This window comes from Methylocaldum sp., assembly GCF_035627495.1.
Classification (GTDB): Bacteria; Pseudomonadota; Gammaproteobacteria; order Methylococcales; family Methylococcaceae; genus Methylocaldum.
In genome coordinates this window covers 46941-63437 of sequence record NZ_DASPLO010000210.1, presented here as the reverse complement: position 1 = coordinate 63437, position 16497 = coordinate 46941, and the positions used below count along the sequence as shown (strand labels likewise).

Sequence of the window (16497 nt, the reverse complement as noted above, 5' to 3'; positions counted from 1 at the left end):
GGATGTCAAATAATCGTCGTTTCTTCCCCACGCAGGCCGTATTTTCGCAACTTCTCCACTAAAGTCGTGCGCCGCATTCTGAGAAGATTAGCCGCATGAGCCACAACGCCATTACATTCATCCAAAGCCTGCTTGATCAATTCGCATTCCAGATTATTGAGGTGTTCGCGCAGGTCCAAGCCTTTCTCGGGCAAGCGTGCAAGCGCAAGTCCCTCGCTTAGGACTGTGTTTCCAACATCCGGCTCGTGTCTTAGCACGGCATCTTCCGGCTTGACGTACTGTTGGAATTTTTCCGGCAAGTCCGCCGCGTCGACGACATTGTTCGGATACAAAATGGCCAGACGCTCGATCAGATTGGCCAATTCGCGCACATTGCCGGGCCAGTGATATCGCTGCAGGACCCGAAAAGCTGCCGGAGTAAGCCGCATATCCCCCCGCTTCTCGGCCTTAAGACGGGCGGTAAGATCCTCGACCAAGGCCGGGATATCTTCCAGCCTATCGCGTAGAGAGGGCACTTCGATCGGAAAGACGTTGAGACGGTAGTAAAGATCCTCCCGAAATCGATTCCGGCTGATTTCCTCTTCCAGATTGCGGTGAGTCGCCGCGATAATTCGGACGTCACACTGAATGGTCTTATTGCTGCCGACTCTCTCGAAACTGCGTTCTTGCAGGACTCTTAAAAGCTTGACCTGCATCGATAACGGCATGTCGCCGATTTCGTCCAGAAACAGCGTACCGCCCTCGGCCAATTCAAAGCGACCCTGACGGGAACTCAGCGCTCCGGTGAACGCTCCTTTTTCGTGACCGAAAAGTTCGCTTTCCAAAAGTTCCCCGGGTATGGCGCCGCAATTTACCGGTACGAAAGGTTTGCTTCGGCGGGCCGAGTAATAATGTAAATTGCGGGCGATGACCTCTTTGCCGGTGCCCGATTCACCGAGAATCAGAACCGTTGCGTCAGAGGGGGCGACCTGTTGGATGAGTTTGCGCGTGCGTTGGACAGTTGCACTGGCACCCGTCAAACTCCGGAACAGTTCCGGCGGACGGAAGTTCACGGTCTCCGGCGTTCCCCGGCTGATCTTCTCGAAACAGGCGTTCAGGGTGGCGTAATTGGTCGGCCAAGCCAACACTGCCGTGGCTCTGGCTTCGAGGCCGGTCAATAAGGGCCTGGCCGGACTTTTGTCCATCACCAATATGAGCGGCGTCTGCCGATACAGCTCCACGAGCCGCAAAACCACCGTTTCGATGTGCTCGTCCACCCCAACGAAGATTACGTCGAATTCCGGTTCCGCCTCGTCCCTGAGGGTATCCAGGGTACGCGCGATAATTTCACAATCGAGAAATGCCAGAACAGCTCTTAATTCCGTACATAAGACGCTATCGCTTTGAACTATTAAAATTCGGCGTAAGGCCATCTACTTTTGCTCTCCATCGGATTGGCATGTGCGTCGGCCGGTGCGGATGTTATGGTGGATCTGCAACAACAAACGGTTTGAAAGTTTAGCCGTCAAAATACCGTCGTCAACCGGGCTATTTTGTAGCGACAAGATAATCTAATGCTAAAAAGCGCTAATACGGGAAGCAGGAAACGGTTATACGAGCTATTTTATGCTTAGGTATAAGCTAACGAGTCGCCAATCCGCGACATAAACATCAGTGTGACGGAAACGAGACAGCGGAATAGCGTGTATACTTTTGGCAACAACACATTTTACAGTTGCGGGCTTTTTAATGGCCAAATTGACGCTCACGTTTAAAGGCAAACCACTCCAGGCCATCACGCTTAGGCCGGGCGAGATCGGTATCGGCCGCGATCCGTCTAACACTTTGCATATCGATAGTTTGGCGGTTGCGCCCCGGCACGCGGTTATCGAATCCACTTCCGAAAGAACGATCATCCGCGAGATCGACAGGGACTTTCCTCTATTCGTCAATGACAAAAAAGTTGCCGAGCATGTGCTCAGCCATCGCGACCGCATTGCCATCGGCAAACATGTGATTTTCTTCACCAAGGATGAAGTCTTTAGGCCCGGGGAGCAGGCGGATTACGAATCGGAACGGGAGGTCTCCGCAGAAGCGGATGCCAAATTTTTCAATGGCAGCTTGCAGGTGTTGAATGGACGGCAGATCGGGCTGGTAATTCCTTTGAAGAAGGCTCTGGTTCGCCTTGGAAAAGAAGGATCCGGCGTGGTAATCATTGCCAAGCGTAAAAACGGCTATTTTATTTCGCCTTTGGCTGACGGCACATCGCTGACGGTCAACGACGAGCCCGCAAAAGATCAAGCGGTGCTGTTGAACAACGGCGACATCGTCAAGGTCAATGATTCCTTAATGCAATTCTTTCAAGAAGAGTAAACGCATGGAGCGTCGCACAATGCCTAGCATCAAACCATCGGAAAAGCGCCATTTTCACCGCGTAGCCCATGATGCGGCAGCCACGCTGTCCCATAAAAACGAAAGCTTTCCGTGCAAGATCTTGGACCTTTCGCTCAAAGGCTGCCTGATCGAGCTCAACTCGGATCAGCTTATCGATTCCGAAGACATCTACGACCTCCGCGTTAATTTGAACGAGACGGTGCACATCTCGATGGGCGTGTCCCTCGCCCACCGCAGCGAAAGGAAGATTGGCTTTGTGTGCCGCCGAATCGATCTCGACAGTGTCAGTGCACTAAGAAGGCTGGTCGAACTGAATCTGGGGGACGCGGAATTGCTCGAACGCGATTTGCAGGCGTTAGCCTTGGGGGCGGGCGGCTAATACGTCACAACGCGGCCAAAGCGTCGCGCAAGCTTCTTACCGGCACAATTTCCAAATCTTTTATACCGCCTTTCAGGATATTCTTGGCAGGCGCCAAAGCGTGGGTAAACCCATGTTTCGCGGCCTCCTTGAGCCGCTCCTCGCCGTTCTGAACCGGCCTGACCTCGCCGTTGAGGCCCAGTTCGCCGAACACCACCCAGTCCTTCGGAATCGGGCGATCCCGGTAGCTGGACACGACAGCCAACGCCACCGCGAGATCCCCGGCGGTTTCGGTAAGACGCAAGCCGCCCACCAAATTAACGAACACGTCCTGGTTGAACAACGGAATTCCGCCGTGCCGATGGAGCACCGCCAACAGCATCGCCAGCCGATTTTGTTCCATGCCCACGGTGACCCGGCGCGGAGTCGGCGAATGGGATTCGTCGACCAGCGCCTGCACCTCGACCAGAAGAGGACGACTGCCTTCGCGCATCACCATCACGACACTGCCCGGAGCGTCTTCCTCGCCGCGCGATAAAAACAGCGCCGACGGATTGCGCACCTCCCGCAGCCCCATTTCCGTCATGGCGAACACGCCAAGTTCGTTGACCGCGCCAAAACGGTTCTTGAAGGCCCGGATGACCCGAAAACGGCTGCTCGAATCGCCCTCGAAATACAGCACGGTATCCACCATGTGCTCCAACACGCGCGGACCGGCCAGGGCCCCCTCCTTGGTGACATGGCCCACCAGAAAAACGGTCGTTGGTGTCTGCTTGGCGTATCGCACCAGTTGGGCGGCGCACTCTCTCACTTGGGCCACCGAACCCGGCGCCGACTGCAATATTTCGCTGAAAGTGGTTTGGATGGAATCAATGACCAGAACATCCGGCCGGCTCTCCGCCGTAACGGCCAAAATTCGCTCCAGTGAGGTTTCGGCGATGATTTGTACGCCCGCGCAAGGAAGTTGCAGCCGCTTGGCGCGAAGGCTCACCTGCCGGATCGATTCCTCGCCGGTGACATAGAGCACCCGCTGACGTTCGCTAAGCGTAGCCAGGGTCTGAAGCAACAGGGTCGATTTGCCGATACCGGGATCGCCGCCGATCAGGATCGCGGAACCGGTTACGAGTCCGCCGCCCAGGACTCGGTCGAATTCTTCGATCCCGGTCGGCGTTCTAAAAATTTCTTCGGCCTCGACCTCGGCAAGCGATACGGGAGATGCGTTTTCGGTAGCTCCGGCATAGCCCACAAACCGGGAGACTGACGGCGCCGCCCGATCCTCCACGCCTTCCACCAGCGAATTCCAGGCGTTGCAGGCCGGACACTGTCCCGACCATTTGGTTTGGGCATGACCGCATTCCGTACAGCGAAACACGATCTTCCGGTCTTTACCACGACTTACGGCCACGGTTTGCACCCGCTGACTACAGCATTTACATCGTGGCGAAAATGAACCGCCACGGAATCAAAGCCAATCTCACGCATGCCCTTCAAACTCGCATCAAGAGGCATCACGTGATCGGGAGACTCGTCACTGAATAGGTGGACAATCCACTGCTCCAGGAGATCCACGCGGTTCAAGGCGGTAAACGTGCGGAAGTATTGCCTTACCTCCTCCTGGATTGCCTGCAAGTGGGCCAAGGAATCATCCAGGGCATAACGGTCGCCGTTGACGAATATCCCCCCCGGCTTGAGAACACGAAGGATTTCTTCGAGTACCCGCAGGCGATAACCGTCGAGGAAATTGTGCAGGGTGTAGGCCGTAGCCACTACATCCAAGCTTGCGGGCGGCACCTCACGGAGATAGGACAAGGCGTCGTTCTCAATCAATCGCAGGCGACCGTGCTCCAATACGTCGGCCAAATTCCGCCGAGCTTGGCCCAACATGGTCGGTTCGCTGTCCACTGCGGTGATGATCGCATCGGACCGCGCATGAACGAGGTTTAAAGTCGTCACGCCGGTACCGCAGCCGAGTTCCAGCAGATTTAACGATTTCGTCGGAACTTTGGGCGTCCAACCGGCAACGAATTCGCCGACCCGCCGGCTCATATCGGCGGCTGCAGGGCAAATCCGCTTGAGCATTTCGTACTCTTCCCCGATAGGGCCGGAAAAAAGCTTTTCAGCAGTCACTTCATTCATGATTGATTGTACGAGTTATAAATTAGGTATCAGTTCAGGCAAGAGTTCACGGCTGATAAACGATGCGGTAAAGCGCTCCGGCTTTATCGTCCGATATCACCAGCGCTCCGTCGGGCATCTGCAAAATATCCACCGGGCGACCGAGCACCTTACCGTTCGGCCGTAACCAGCCTTCGGCAAAAATCTTTTCATTTATCGGTTTGCCCCCCTGGAATTCGACCATCACAACCCGGTAACCGTCCGGGGTGCTCCGGTTCCAAGAGCCATGCTGGGCGACGAAAAGCTGGCCCTGATATTCGGCGGGAAATTGCTTGCCAGTGTAAAAGCGCATGCCGAGCGCGGCAACGTGGGCCGGAAACGTCCATGCGGGCGGTTCGAATTCGGCGCAGGCTTTGCCCTTGCCGAAAGACGGATCGGCGATATCTTTGCCGTGACAATGCGGAAATCCGAAATGAAGACCCGGCTTCGGCGCATGATTCAGTTCGTCGGGCGGCATGTCGTCGCCCATCCAGTCGCGTCCGTTCTCGGTTAACCAAAGCTCTTTCGTTTCCGGATGCCAGTCGAAACCGACGGTATTGCGGATCCCGCGGGCATAAATCTCAAAATTAGAACCATCTTTGTCCAATCGGGTCAGCGTCGCGTAAATCTCTTTCTTGGGAAGGCAGACATTGCACGGAGCGCCCACCGGAACATACAGTTTGCCGTCCGGCCCTACGCGCAGATATTTCCAGCCGTGGTGCACATCATCCGGATAACGGTCGAAAATAATCTCCGGCTTGGGCGAGGTCGACACCTGCCGTCCGATGTCCTTGAACTTCAGGATACGGGAAACTTCGGCAACGTACAGATCGCCATCGACCACCGCCACGCCGTTCGGCATATTCAAGTTCGTGGCCAACACCTGAACCTGATCGGCTTTACCATTCCGGTCCTGATCGCGCACCGCATAGACTTTGCCCTCGTCCATGCTGCCCACATATACGGTACCATCGTCCCCCAAGGCCAGCGACCGGGCACCGGGCGTTTGGTCGGTGTAGACCGTGATGCGAAACCCCCGGGGCAACCTGATTTCGCTCAGCACGCTTTCGGCCCGGATGTCGCAACAGACTGTTAAACCGATCGTGAACGCGGCGAGTTTCAGAGATTGTGAGAAAACCGTCGCGAGCGCCCCGAGTTCGCGCCGAGAGGCGCAGGCGTACAAGGGCGTACGTTGAGCATCGCAGGCGCGAACTCGGGGCGCGCAGTAGGCTTTTTTACAATCTCTCAGCCAAGAATGTTTGAATGCTTCCATGACTTCTCCCTCGGGGAGCTCAACGGTTGATGAGAGGCTTGCGCGGAAAAGGTGTTTAAACCGCGAGACGACTTGATTTTTAACGCCACGCCTCCAAATATGGTAACACCCACGAATTTTCATAGGCGATCAACAACCATGCGCATATTTCTGTTTCTGCTTACCAATGCGGCGGTGCTGCTTCTGATCAGCATCGTCTTTCACGTTCTGGGACTCGGTCAGTTTCTCGGGCAGCGCGGCGTTCATCTGAACCTCGACAGCCTGCTCCTGATGTCCGCCATCATAGGCATGAGCGGTTCCTTTATTTCGCTGATGATGTCCAAATGGATGGCCAAGCAATCCATGGGCGTTCACGTAATCGGGCAACCCGCCAATCAGACCGAACATTGGCTGGTCGAGACCATCCGCCGCCATGCGCAACAGGCCGGCATCGGCATGCCTGAGGTGGGCGTTTTCGATTCCTCCGAGCCCAATGCGTTCGCTACCGGTATGAACAAGAACGCGGCTTTGGTGGCCGTGAGCACCGGTCTTCTGCATCACATGAATGCCGACGAGGTGGAAGCCGTTTTGGGGCACGAAATCAGCCACGTCGCCAATGGGGATATGGTGACCTTGGGACTCATCCAGGGGGTAGTGAATACCTTCGTGTACTTCTTCGCCTCCATTGCCGGCCATGTAATCGACCGGGTAGTGTTCCGTTCGGAAGACGACCGTGGCGGTTACGGGCCCGCCTATTATTTGACGCAGATGGTGGCACAGATATTCCTCTCCATCCTCGCGACGATGGTCGTCATGTGGTTCTCCCGCTGGCGCGAGTTTCGCGCAGACGCCGGCGGCGCACGTTTGGCCGGCCAGGGCAAGATGGTCGGGGCGCTGAGGGCATTGCAGCGCGCCCATGACCATAGAGATCTGCCCGGCGAATTCGCTGCTTTCGGGATCAACGGCGGCTTGGGTTACGGCTTCAAGAAACTATTCATGAGCCACCCCCCGCTGGAAGAACGCATCGCCGCTCTCCAGAGCCAGCGTTAACCTAGATGCCCTACCCGCCCGCCCGAGAAATCAATTCGGGCGGGCTTTTTTATTTCGACTGATGGGTTTACATCCATGAACAACGAGTGGTTGACGTTTCTGACCGAAGACGCTGCGATCCCCGATCTGCCGACAAAGGCCGAAAGGATGGCATTCTGCGGTTTGACCGATTTGGGGTTATTGCGCGTTTCCGGCGAGGATGCCGAGATCTTTTTACAAGGCCAAACCACTTGCGATATCGCCGGCCTTAAATCCGATGACTCCGGTCTCGGCGCCTTCTGTAATCCCAAAGGCCGTGTTATCGCGAGCTTCCGTATTCTCCGCCATGGCGAGAGCTATTACCTCTTTGTTCCAGCCGATTTGGTCGAGACGATACACAAGCGTCTTAGGATTTATGTGTTGCGTTCGAAAGTTTCCATAGAGAACCTGACCGCACAATGGGGATTTATCGGCTTCTTCGGAACCGGCTCCGATCTGTCGAAGGTTTTCGCCTTTCACCAAAGCGGCGATGTGCTGACGATCCATATCGGCCAAAATTCCGAGCGCCTTTTGATTGCTGCGGAGACGGAAACTGCCAAGCGCATCTGGCACGGTCTCCGGTCGTCACCGGAACTCATCCCGGTCAACTCCTGCGCCTGGCGCTTGAAGAATATCGAAGAAGGTCTCCCGAGCGAAACACAGGCCACCAGCGAAGAATTCCTCCCGCAGATGCTCAATCTCGACGCCTTGGGCGGCATCAGCTATCGCAAGGGTTGTTATACCGGGCAGGAGGTCGTGGCGCGAACGCACTTTCTCGGAAACCTTAAACGCCGCATGTTTCGCCTACGGACGATTGGCGAGCGTGAGCCCAATCCCGGCGACCCGATCTATCAATCCGGTGAATCCGATGGACAACGGGTCGGCCAAGTCGTCGCGGCGGCACCTGACTCGGAGCGTGTGTTCCAACTGCTGGCAGTTCTGCCCATCGACCGTGCCCATGATACCGATCTTCGGCTTTATCGGCCCGACGGTCCCGCCACCGAGTTTCTGACGTTGCCCTATACTTTCGACGTTCCACAACCGTAATCTGAATAGAGTTCTCTGAATATGGATCTAAAAAACGAGCAGGTCTTTCTCGACTACGTCAAAGCCGCGATCGAGAACGACAAATTGCAACTGCCCACTATCCCAGAGGTTGCGCTGAAGGTTCGCCAGGCGATCAACAGCGACAACGCATCCGATGCCGAGATAGCACGAGCGATTTCCACCGATCCGGCGCTTTCTGCGCGACTCTTGCAAATCGCTAATAGTCCGCTCTATAGAGCCAGGCAGAAAATCGACAGTCTTCAAATCGCCATCACTCGAATGGGGCATAACACTATTCGCAGTCTGGTAATGAATTTGGCTATGAAGCAAGTTTTCAAGCCCAGTTCCCTGTTGTTGGAGCATTACTTTCACGACATATGGCAGCACAGCCTAAACGTGGCGGCCGTATGCCGCGCCTTGGCGCTGCGCGCCCGCCCATTGGATTCCGACCAGGCCATGCTCGCCGGCCTCATCCATCAGATCGGCAAGCTGCCGATCCTCACTTTGGCGGAAAAGTTTCCCGAGCTGTTGGAAGATCATTCGGTGCTTGAAAGCCACCTCGACACCTTGCACCCGCAAATCGGCAAAACCATCATGGAAACGTGGGGACTCCCGGACAGCTTGAGCCGGGCCGCGTGGGAATACCGGAATTTTGAGAGAGATTCCGGCTCGTCGCCCGATTACGTGGATCTGGTCCAGGTCGCCTATCTGGAAAGCGTGATGGGCACGAAAGCGGCCCCCGAAGTAGATCTATCGAGAGTCCCCGCCTTCACTAAACTGGGGCTCGATCCCGAAATCGAAGTGCTGGAAATCGAGGGCGTAGCGGTTGAAGTCGAAGAGGCCCAGCAACTGTTTGCGTAAGCGTGAAGTCAGTCGTAGGCCGGAATAAGCCCTTCGGCTTCGCTCAGGACAGGCTCCGCGTTTCCGGCGCTTGCATGCCGGAAACGGCTACCGCCCCTTCGACCGGGCTCAGGACTGGCTTATCCCGGCCTACCTGGGCTTGCTGAAGGAACACGCGCCGATCCATAGCTCGGATTGATCGATTCAGGACTGATAGCGCGGTGCGGACTGCAACCATTCATGCCATACCGCCATGCCTACGGCTAGAATCACCGGCCCTACAAACAGACCTATGAAACCGAAGCTGGTCAATCCGCCCAACACTCCGAACATCACGACGACGAACGGGATGCGGGTGGTACGGCTAATGACGAGCGGTCGGATCAGGTTGTCGATCCAACTCACGACCAAGCTTCCCCAGAGGAATAACGAGACTCCGGCCCAATAGTCTCCGTTGAGCATTAGCCATAGGCTCGCGGAAACCCAAACCACAACCGTGCCAAACGGGATCAGCCCGAGAAATGCCGTGAATGCGGCGAGAAGAACCGGCGCCTGGATGCCCACCATCCAATAGCCTATTCCGGCCATGGCGCCCTGGGCGATGGCCGTCAGCACGATCCCATAGACCACGGCCTTGACGGTGACTTCCGCCGTGGAAAGGTATTGGTCGGCTCTTTCGCCCAGTGCAAGTAACAATCCCTGGCGAACCTCATGAATCAGCCGATGCCCGTCGCGGTAGACGAAAAACATCAAAAACACGGTAAAGAAGAGCTTTGCGCCTATGTAACCGATTCCTTCCAACATGCCCACGAGTCTTCCGGAGAGCCCGGTCAACCAAGGCAATAAGTATCGACGCATCAGGCCCTGCAAGTCGTCGAATTGATCGAACACGAATTGCAGTTCCGCGCCGAGAATGGGAATACGCACAACCCACGGAGGCAATGCCGGTTTCTGGTCGAGCCAAGTGGGCAAGCGCTGAAAAAACTCGACCATCTCGGCTTGAAGGATAATGGTCAGTCCGATAAACGGGATGACCAGAAGCGAGCCCAAGAGCAAGGTCATGGCCAAAGCACTGAAGCCGCTACGTCCCTCCAGCAACCGTGTCAGCCAAACGTGAAGGGGCCATGTCGCATAAACAAAGATGACGGCCCATCCTATCGGCTCCAGGAAATTGCTCATGACCCGAAAGGTCAAGAGCGCCAGAATAGTCAGGGAAAGGCCGAGCGTGATAAAGCGCAGAACTCTGTCGATAATTAATACCCCGATGCGATAAAGGCAATTGCTTTACGCGTTAAACCTGACCATTCGGCCGAACCGTGCGGACAGCGATGTTTCCCAAAACGCGATTAATCATTAAGAAGCCAATGAGGCTTGTGATAGCCGCCACCGCGGCAAGACAAGCTAATCCGTTGCTTCTCCCCGTCAAGTTGAAGCGCCGTCAACTCCCCTCCCCACAAGCAGCCGGTATCGATCCCATAAACTCCGTCGTCCGCATAAAATCCCAGCGTCGACCAATGGCCGAAAACAATTTCGACCCCGATACTTTTCCGTCCCGGCACCTTGAACCATGGCATCAGATGAGGCGGTTGCGTCCCCGGAGCACCTTTTTCCCTGAAATCAGTACGCCCCAGCCGGTCGCAGTACCGGATGCGCGTGAGACAGTTGGTGATAAAACGCAGGCGATCCCAACCCTGCAAATTCTCGGACCATTGGTCGGGCTGATCGCCGTACATCTGTCGAAACAGCTCAATGAAATTATCGCCTTGCAAACAGCTCTCCACTTCCTTGGCATAGCGTTCCGCATCCTCCGCCCTCCACTGAGGCGGCAAACCGGCGTGAATTAGGTAAAATGCTCCTTCCCGATACAACAACGGTCGACGGCGCAACCAGTCGATGAGAGCATCCCGGTCGGGAGCGCTGAGCACATCGTCGAACGTGTCCCTGCGCTTCGTTTTCGACACGCCGTGCGCCACCGCGAGAAGGTGCAGGTCGTGATTGCCGAGTACGGTGACAGCCGCATCGCCCAGGGATCGGATCAATCGCAAGGTCTCCAGCGATCGGGGGCCGCGGTTGACTAAATCGCCCGTGAACCAGAGCCGGTCTGCAACCGGATCGAAACGGATTTTTTCCAGAAGGCGCTGAAGCTCGGCGAAACAGCCCTGTACGTCGCCAATCGCGTATATTGCCATCGATCAATGCAAGGTGCGCGGAATGGCCAGGGTGAACGACGGTATCTCGGCATCGAAATGCCTCCCGTCATCGGCGATCATCAGATATTCGCCGCGCATGGTACCCACCGGCGTCTCGATCATGGCGGCGCTGGTGTAGCGGAAAGATTCGCCCGGGGAAAGATGAGGCTGTTCGCCCACTACCCCTTCGCCGCGGACTTCCTGTATCTTTCCGTGAGCATCGGTAATGATCCAGTGGCGCGACAATAATTTGGCGGGCACATCGCCCGCATTGCGGATGGTGATGGTATACGCGAAAACGTAGCGGTTTGTCTCGGGAGCGGACTGCGCTTCCAGATAGCTGGTGACGGCGGCGATATCGATACGGTACTTATTGCTCATGACTTGGACGATGGTTACAAACGAGTGATTTTTTCGGATAGTTTAAACGGAAGAGCGTTCTTCAAGTACCCTTGGCACCTGTTTGAGACTTTCACTGCAATGCCGCGGTCGCGGGTGTGCTGTAGGTTAATCGACCACTTCAGGGAAAGTCTTCGGGCCAAACCGAGCTTCGTTATGTCAAAGAAAGCCTTGCTAGCTCTTATACTCCTCGCCTCAGTAAGCACCTTGAGGGCGGAGGATCCGAATCAGGCCTTATTCGTCGCGGCCGCATCCGGACAGGTGGAACGTTTGGATTCGCTGCTCGCGCAGGGGGCGGACGCCAACAGCAAAAATGGCTCCGGCCGCACACCGCTGATGGGCGCGGCGTTCTCGGGCAATGTTCGGGTAATCAAAAAGCTTCTGACTTTCGGCGCCGATCCCAATGCAGTGGACAATCGAGGCGTAACCGCACTCATGGAGGCTGCGGCGCAAGGCTACGAGGAAGCCGTCAAAGCCTTAATTGCTGCGGGAGCGGACGTTGCCGTGAAGGACGGCTCGGGCCTTAGCTCGACAGATCGGGCAAAGCAAAGCGGGCATATTCGGATCGCAGCGCTATTGGAACAGGCCCTAACGGCTAAACCAGTCTCGGAAAGCACAGCAGACCGCGACGGGTCCGCGGCTAAAAAATCGGACACCGTCAAAAAATAACGGACCAGAAAACCACGAGGACAGGATCGTGCACATTCATATTTTGGGCATCTGCGGGACATTCATGGGCGGGTTGGCGATCATGGCCAAACAGATGGGCCATCATGTCACCGGTTCCGACCAAAACGTTTATCCACCCATGAGCACCCAGCTTGAAGAGCAAGGCATTGCGCTCATGAAGGGTTACAGCCCATCGAACCTGGACTCGGCGCCGGACTTGGTCGTCGTAGGTAATGCCATTTCCCGGGGCAATCCGGAGATAGAAGCGGTACTCAACCGGGGGATCGCCTACACCTCAGGTCCCCAGTGGCTTTACAATTATGTGCTGAAGAATGCCTGGGTCCTGGCCGTGGCCGGAACTCACGGCAAAACCACTACCTCGAGCATGCTGGCCTGGATTCTCGAATGCGAGGGACTCAAGCCCGGCTTTTTGATCGGAGGTATTCCGCTTAATTTCGGTTTGTCAGCGCGGCTGGGCGAAGGCCGATTCTTCGTGGTCGAAGCCGACGAATACGACACCGCTTTTTTCGACAAACGCTCCAAATTCGTCCATTACCGTCCGCGCACGACGATTCTCAATAATCTGGAATTCGACCACGCCGACATTTTCTCCGATCTGGCCGCCATCCAGCGGCAATTTCACCATTTGATACGCAGCATTCCGGGGAATGGTCTGATCATTGTTCCGGAATCGGATAAACCTCTCGCCGAGGTCCTGCAAATGGGCTGCTGGACCCCGGTCGAGAAAACGACTTTAGAAGACAGCGCCGGGGACGTAGTCTGGCGGGGTGACCTGTTAGCGCCCGACGGCACCCGCTTTCAGGTTTTCCACCAAGGAAAGCCCAGCGGTATCGTGGAATGGAATCTGACGGGCCGGCATAACGTGATGAACGCGCTTTCCGCGATCGCGGCTGCCCATCACGCGGGCGTAAATCCCGAACAAGCCGCGGCCGCGTTAAGCACGTTTAAAAACGTACGGCGCCGACTGGAAGTGCGGGCCTGCGTTAACGGTGTCACGCTTTACGATGATTTCGCCCATCATCCCACGGCCATCGCAACGACACTCGAAGGCTTGCGCGCCCGTGTCGATAACGCCCGAATCATTGCCGTGCTGGAGCCGCGATCCAACACCATGCGCATGGGGGTTCATGTAGACACTCTGGCTGATTCGTTAAAGGCGGCCGATCGGGCCATCATTTTCCAGCCCGACGATCTCGGTTGGGATGCGGAAAACGCAACCAAAGGAGCCAAACATATCAGCACATGCCATTCGCTGGATTCGCTAGTGGATCAATTAGCGCGGGACGCTCGCCCCGGTGATCACCTGGTTTTCATGAGCAACGGCAGCTTCGGGGGAATTCACAAGAAAGTCGAAGATGCTTTACGGCGGAGCTAATCACTTTATGCCCCCTCTCCTGCTGCGAGAGGGTTTGAAAGAGGAGAATTGCAACCATGCGCGTTTCCAACAGAGCGATAAAAGCCATAGTTGAGGCCGCCAAGTCCGTGGCAGGTAGCGATGCCTCGGTCTGGCTTTTTGGTTCTCGTGTGAATGAGAACGCCCGTGGCGGGGATATTGATCTGTTTGTTGAATCCCAACTCCAGTTGGAAAATCGGGTTGCCGCAGCATGTCAAATCGGAGCGAAAATCCAGATGACTCTAGGCGAGCAACGTGTCGATGTGATCGTAAAGGATAGGTCTACCAAGCCGCAGGCAATTCATGACATCGCGAAAAACCAGGGAATCAGGCTATGTTAACCACCGACAAATTGCTCAAAGTGCAAACCCTGGCCACAGTTGTCCAGAAAGAATCCCGTCATCTCGATTTGACCACCAGAAGGCTTTTCACGAGCAATGATTTCTCGTGGTTGAGCCGGCTTGAAGATGATCCCGATTTGTCGGAACGCGTTGACGCTTTCGTGGGACGTTTTGGCAGATTGCAGGATACGCTGGGCGATAAACTCATTCCGCAGGTCTTATTGTTGGAGGAAGAGGCATTAGGTACCGCGTTGGACAATCTAGGAAAAGCGGAACGCCTGGGCTGGCTACCCAGCTTGGCTCAGTGGTTGGAAGCCCGTGGGTTGAGAAATCGCATGGTACACGAATACGTTGAGGACCTCGCAGAGCTTCGAATGGCGCTGGCCCGGGGAAAGGAACTCGTGCCGCTGCTGATCGAAACCGCAGAAAACGTGCTGGGTTTGTTGCGCCGTCGGGGTTACATCTCTTGAGTCGCGATCACTGGAATTATTCCAATCGCCTTCCAGCGGCTTAAACTCCACCCATCCTTGAAAAGCATGGCTCCGGGAATATCCAGGAATTGGACGCAATGAAGCAGATTTCCGTAATCATCGTTAACTTTAATGCCGGCCGGTTTCTTTCCGACTGCGTGCGCTCGGTACTCGCTTCCACCGTACCGGTCGAAGTGATCGTCGCCGACAACCAGTCTACCGATATAAGCCTGGATATCCTGCGCCAGGACTTTCCCGGAGAAGACCGGTTGAAGATCATAGAGAACCAGGAAAACCTCGGCTTCGCCAAGGCCAACAATGTCGCCCTTCCTTTTGCACAAGGCGATTATGTCCTATTCCTGAACCCGGACTGCCTGATCTGTCCCGATACACTTGCCAAAATGCTGGCTATCATGGAGGAGCACCCGCAGGCCGGGATGGCGGGTTGCTTAATCCGCAACCCCGATGGCAGCGAACAGGCGGGATGCCGACGCGCCGTACCAACGCCTTGGCGGACGTTTGTCCGGCTCACTTATCTATACAAGCTCTCGAAGTACCATCCAAAGCTAAACAGTTTCATACAAACAGAGGTCCCGCTGCCGGCCGAACCCGTCGAGATCGAAGCAATCTCCGGTGCGTTCATGCTGGTTCGGCAGAGCGCCCTAGAAGCAGTCGGCCCCATGGACGAAGGCTATTTCATGCATTGTGAGGACTTGGACTGGTGCATGCGCTTTCGGCAGGCGGGATTCCAGATTCTCTTCGTGCCCGACATCGAAATCTTACACGTTGGCGGCGTTTGTAGTGCCTCACGACCTGCCTTAGTCGAATATTACAAACACAAAGGCATGGTGCGCTTTTACAGAAAGTTTTTCCGCCACCAATATCCGGCCTTTTTAATGTGGCTTGTAATGCTTGGGATTGGCATTCGATATTTAACAAAAGCGCTAGTTCTTATGATCAGCCAGAGAAAGAAAGTCGCCAGCACCGACTCGCCAAGCGTATATCCTCAATTGATTGAATCTCCAGGACATACTGCTCCGAAACGGCGGGTAATTGTCACCGGAGCAACCAGCCTCGTCGGTGATTTCTTGTTGCCCGCTTTAGCTCAAGCAGATTTCGAGGTTCATGCCATAAGCCGAAAACCTCAAACACCATTGTCCCGTCGATATATTATTTGGCATCGTCACGATATCAGCAATGACCGATTGGCTCAGACTTATGGAGCCGAAATATTGATCCATCTAGCCCCTTTATGGACGCTGCCGCCCATACTCGATGAACTCGCCGCTGGCGGTGTAAAACGCATTATTGCCTTTAGCTCGACCAGCCTTTTTACGAAAGAGAAATCGGGATACGAACAAGAGCGCCAAATGGTCACCAGGCTTAAAAAATCCGAGGAGGACCTACAAACTCTTTGCGCAAAACACAATATCGATTGGACGATTTTTCGTCCCACGATGGTTTACAGCTTGGGAAGAGACAAGAATGTCACGACTATCGCCCGCTTTATCAAGCGATTCCGATTCTTTCCTTTGGTTGGAACCGGGAATGGATTACGCCAGCCTGTTCATGCGGAAGATTTAGCATTAGCGTGCCTTGAGGCTATGGATAATCCAAGAACATTCAACAAGTCTTACAACTTAAGCGGTGGAGAAATCCTCACCTATCGAGATATGGTAAGTCGGATATCCATGCATCTTGGCGCTAAATGCAAGATTATCCATATACCCCTCCCAATCATGAGATTTGCTCTAGGCTGGTTATCCAATCTACCTGGTTATCGAAAAGTTACGCCGGAAGCCGCGAATCGTATAAATTTGGATATGTGTTTTGACCATTGTGAGGCGGCTTCCGATATTAACTTTACACCCCGCCATTTTCTGACGCATTGATTAGATCAATTAGTAGACTTACGACAAATAC

At 55.1% G+C, this 16497-nt stretch carries 17 protein-coding genes; 10 read left to right on the top strand and 7 right to left on the bottom strand.

What is annotated here, in order from left to right:
• Positions 1-5: 5 nt before the first annotated feature.
• On the bottom strand, positions 6-1412 hold the full coding sequence (locus tag VEB01_RS20615; RefSeq protein WP_324878789.1) for a sigma-54 interaction domain-containing protein: 1407 nt from the start codon (positions 1410-1412) through the stop codon (positions 6-8).
• Between the two features lie 316 nt (positions 1413-1728).
• Between VEB01_RS20615 and VEB01_RS20610 the strand changes: the two genes are divergently transcribed.
• Together VEB01_RS20610 and VEB01_RS20605 are read left to right on the top strand one after the other, a co-directional pair.
• Positions 1729-2352 (top strand): FHA domain-containing protein, encoded by a 624-nt coding sequence (locus VEB01_RS20610; RefSeq protein WP_324878787.1) that lies wholly within the window; start codon positions 1729-1731, stop codon positions 2350-2352.
• Between the two features lie 19 nt (positions 2353-2371).
• On the top strand, positions 2372-2752 hold the full coding sequence (locus tag VEB01_RS20605) for a PilZ domain-containing protein (protein ID WP_324878785.1): 381 nt from the start codon (positions 2372-2374) through the stop codon (positions 2750-2752).
• 4 nt (positions 2753-2756) lie between these two features.
• Here VEB01_RS20605 and radA read toward each other — a convergent pair whose 3' ends face one another.
• The 3 genes from radA to VEB01_RS20590 are packed head-to-tail and all read right to left on the bottom strand — an operon-like array spanning position 2757 to position 6158.
• Positions 2757-4136: a DNA repair protein RadA gene (gene radA, locus VEB01_RS20600; RefSeq protein WP_324878784.1), complete on the bottom strand. Its 1380-nt coding sequence runs from the start codon at positions 4134-4136 to the stop codon at positions 2757-2759.
• Positions 4127-4867 (bottom strand): class I SAM-dependent methyltransferase, encoded by a 741-nt coding sequence (locus VEB01_RS20595; protein ID WP_324878782.1) that lies wholly within the window; start codon positions 4865-4867, stop codon positions 4127-4129. The genes radA and VEB01_RS20595 overlap by 10 nt, the downstream gene beginning before the upstream one ends.
• Positions 4868-4913: 46 nt before the next feature.
• The gene (locus VEB01_RS20590; RefSeq protein WP_324878780.1) at positions 4914-6158 is read right to left on the bottom strand and encodes a PQQ-dependent sugar dehydrogenase; all 1245 of its coding nucleotides are present in this window, start codon (positions 6156-6158) and stop codon (positions 4914-4916) included.
• Positions 6159-6296: 138 nt separating this feature from the next.
• Between VEB01_RS20590 and htpX the strand changes: the two genes are divergently transcribed.
• The 3 genes from htpX to VEB01_RS20575 all read left to right on the top strand — a co-directional run bounded on the left by htpX (position 6297) and on the right by VEB01_RS20575 (position 9113).
• Positions 6297-7187 carry a protease HtpX gene (htpX, locus tag VEB01_RS20585; RefSeq protein ID WP_324878778.1) on the top strand — a complete coding sequence of 297 codons (891 nt, stop codon included), beginning with the start codon at positions 6297-6299 and terminating at the stop codon, positions 7185-7187.
• Positions 7188-7262: 75 nt separating this feature from the next.
• Positions 7263-8252 (top strand): CAF17-like 4Fe-4S cluster assembly/insertion protein YgfZ, encoded by a 990-nt coding sequence (gene ygfZ, locus VEB01_RS20580; RefSeq protein WP_324878776.1) that lies wholly within the window; start codon positions 7263-7265, stop codon positions 8250-8252.
• A 21-nt stretch (positions 8253-8273) separates the two neighbouring features.
• Positions 8274-9113, top strand: a complete 840-nt coding sequence (locus VEB01_RS20575; RefSeq protein WP_324878774.1) for an HDOD domain-containing protein — start codon at positions 8274-8276, stop codon at positions 9111-9113.
• Between the two features lie 183 nt (positions 9114-9296).
• On the opposite strand, the gene VEB01_RS20570 is transcribed toward VEB01_RS20575, so the two are convergent.
• From VEB01_RS20570 to apaG, 3 genes are all read right to left on the bottom strand, one after another.
• Positions 9297-10298 carry an AI-2E family transporter gene (locus tag VEB01_RS20570; RefSeq protein WP_324878929.1) on the bottom strand — a complete coding sequence of 334 codons (1002 nt, stop codon included), beginning with the start codon at positions 10296-10298 and terminating at the stop codon, positions 9297-9299.
• 140 nt (positions 10299-10438) lie between these two features.
• Positions 10439-11281, bottom strand: coding sequence for a symmetrical bis(5'-nucleosyl)-tetraphosphatase (locus VEB01_RS20565; RefSeq protein ID WP_324878772.1), 843 nt, complete (start codon positions 11279-11281; stop codon positions 10439-10441).
• Positions 11282-11284: 3 nt separating this feature from the next.
• On the bottom strand, positions 11285-11662 hold the full coding sequence (gene apaG / locus VEB01_RS20560; RefSeq protein WP_324878770.1) for a Co2+/Mg2+ efflux protein ApaG: 378 nt from the start codon (positions 11660-11662) through the stop codon (positions 11285-11287).
• A gap of 174 nt (positions 11663-11836) precedes the next feature.
• Between apaG and VEB01_RS20555 the strand changes: the two genes are divergently transcribed.
• The 5 genes from VEB01_RS20555 to VEB01_RS20535 all read left to right on the top strand — a co-directional run bounded on the left by VEB01_RS20555 (position 11837) and on the right by VEB01_RS20535 (position 16466).
• On the top strand, positions 11837-12349 hold the full coding sequence (locus VEB01_RS20555) for an ankyrin repeat domain-containing protein (protein ID WP_324878768.1): 513 nt from the start codon (positions 11837-11839) through the stop codon (positions 12347-12349).
• 28 nt (positions 12350-12377) lie between these two features.
• Positions 12378-13745 carry a UDP-N-acetylmuramate:L-alanyl-gamma-D-glutamyl-meso-diaminopimelate ligase gene (mpl, locus tag VEB01_RS20550; protein ID WP_324878766.1) on the top strand — a complete coding sequence of 456 codons (1368 nt, stop codon included), beginning with the start codon at positions 12378-12380 and terminating at the stop codon, positions 13743-13745.
• Positions 13746-13801: 56 nt separating this feature from the next.
• Complete coding sequence (locus VEB01_RS20545) at positions 13802-14104, top strand: nucleotidyltransferase domain-containing protein (RefSeq protein WP_324878764.1); 303 nt, start codon at positions 13802-13804, stop codon at positions 14102-14104.
• The gene (locus VEB01_RS20540) at positions 14098-14574 is read left to right on the top strand and encodes a hypothetical protein (RefSeq protein WP_324878762.1); all 477 of its coding nucleotides are present in this window, start codon (positions 14098-14100) and stop codon (positions 14572-14574) included. The genes VEB01_RS20545 and VEB01_RS20540 overlap by 7 nt, the downstream gene beginning before the upstream one ends.
• A gap of 98 nt (positions 14575-14672) precedes the next feature.
• Positions 14673-16466, top strand: a complete 1794-nt coding sequence (locus tag VEB01_RS20535; RefSeq protein WP_324878760.1) for a glycosyltransferase — start codon at positions 14673-14675, stop codon at positions 16464-16466.
• Positions 16467-16497 lie beyond the last annotated feature (31 nt).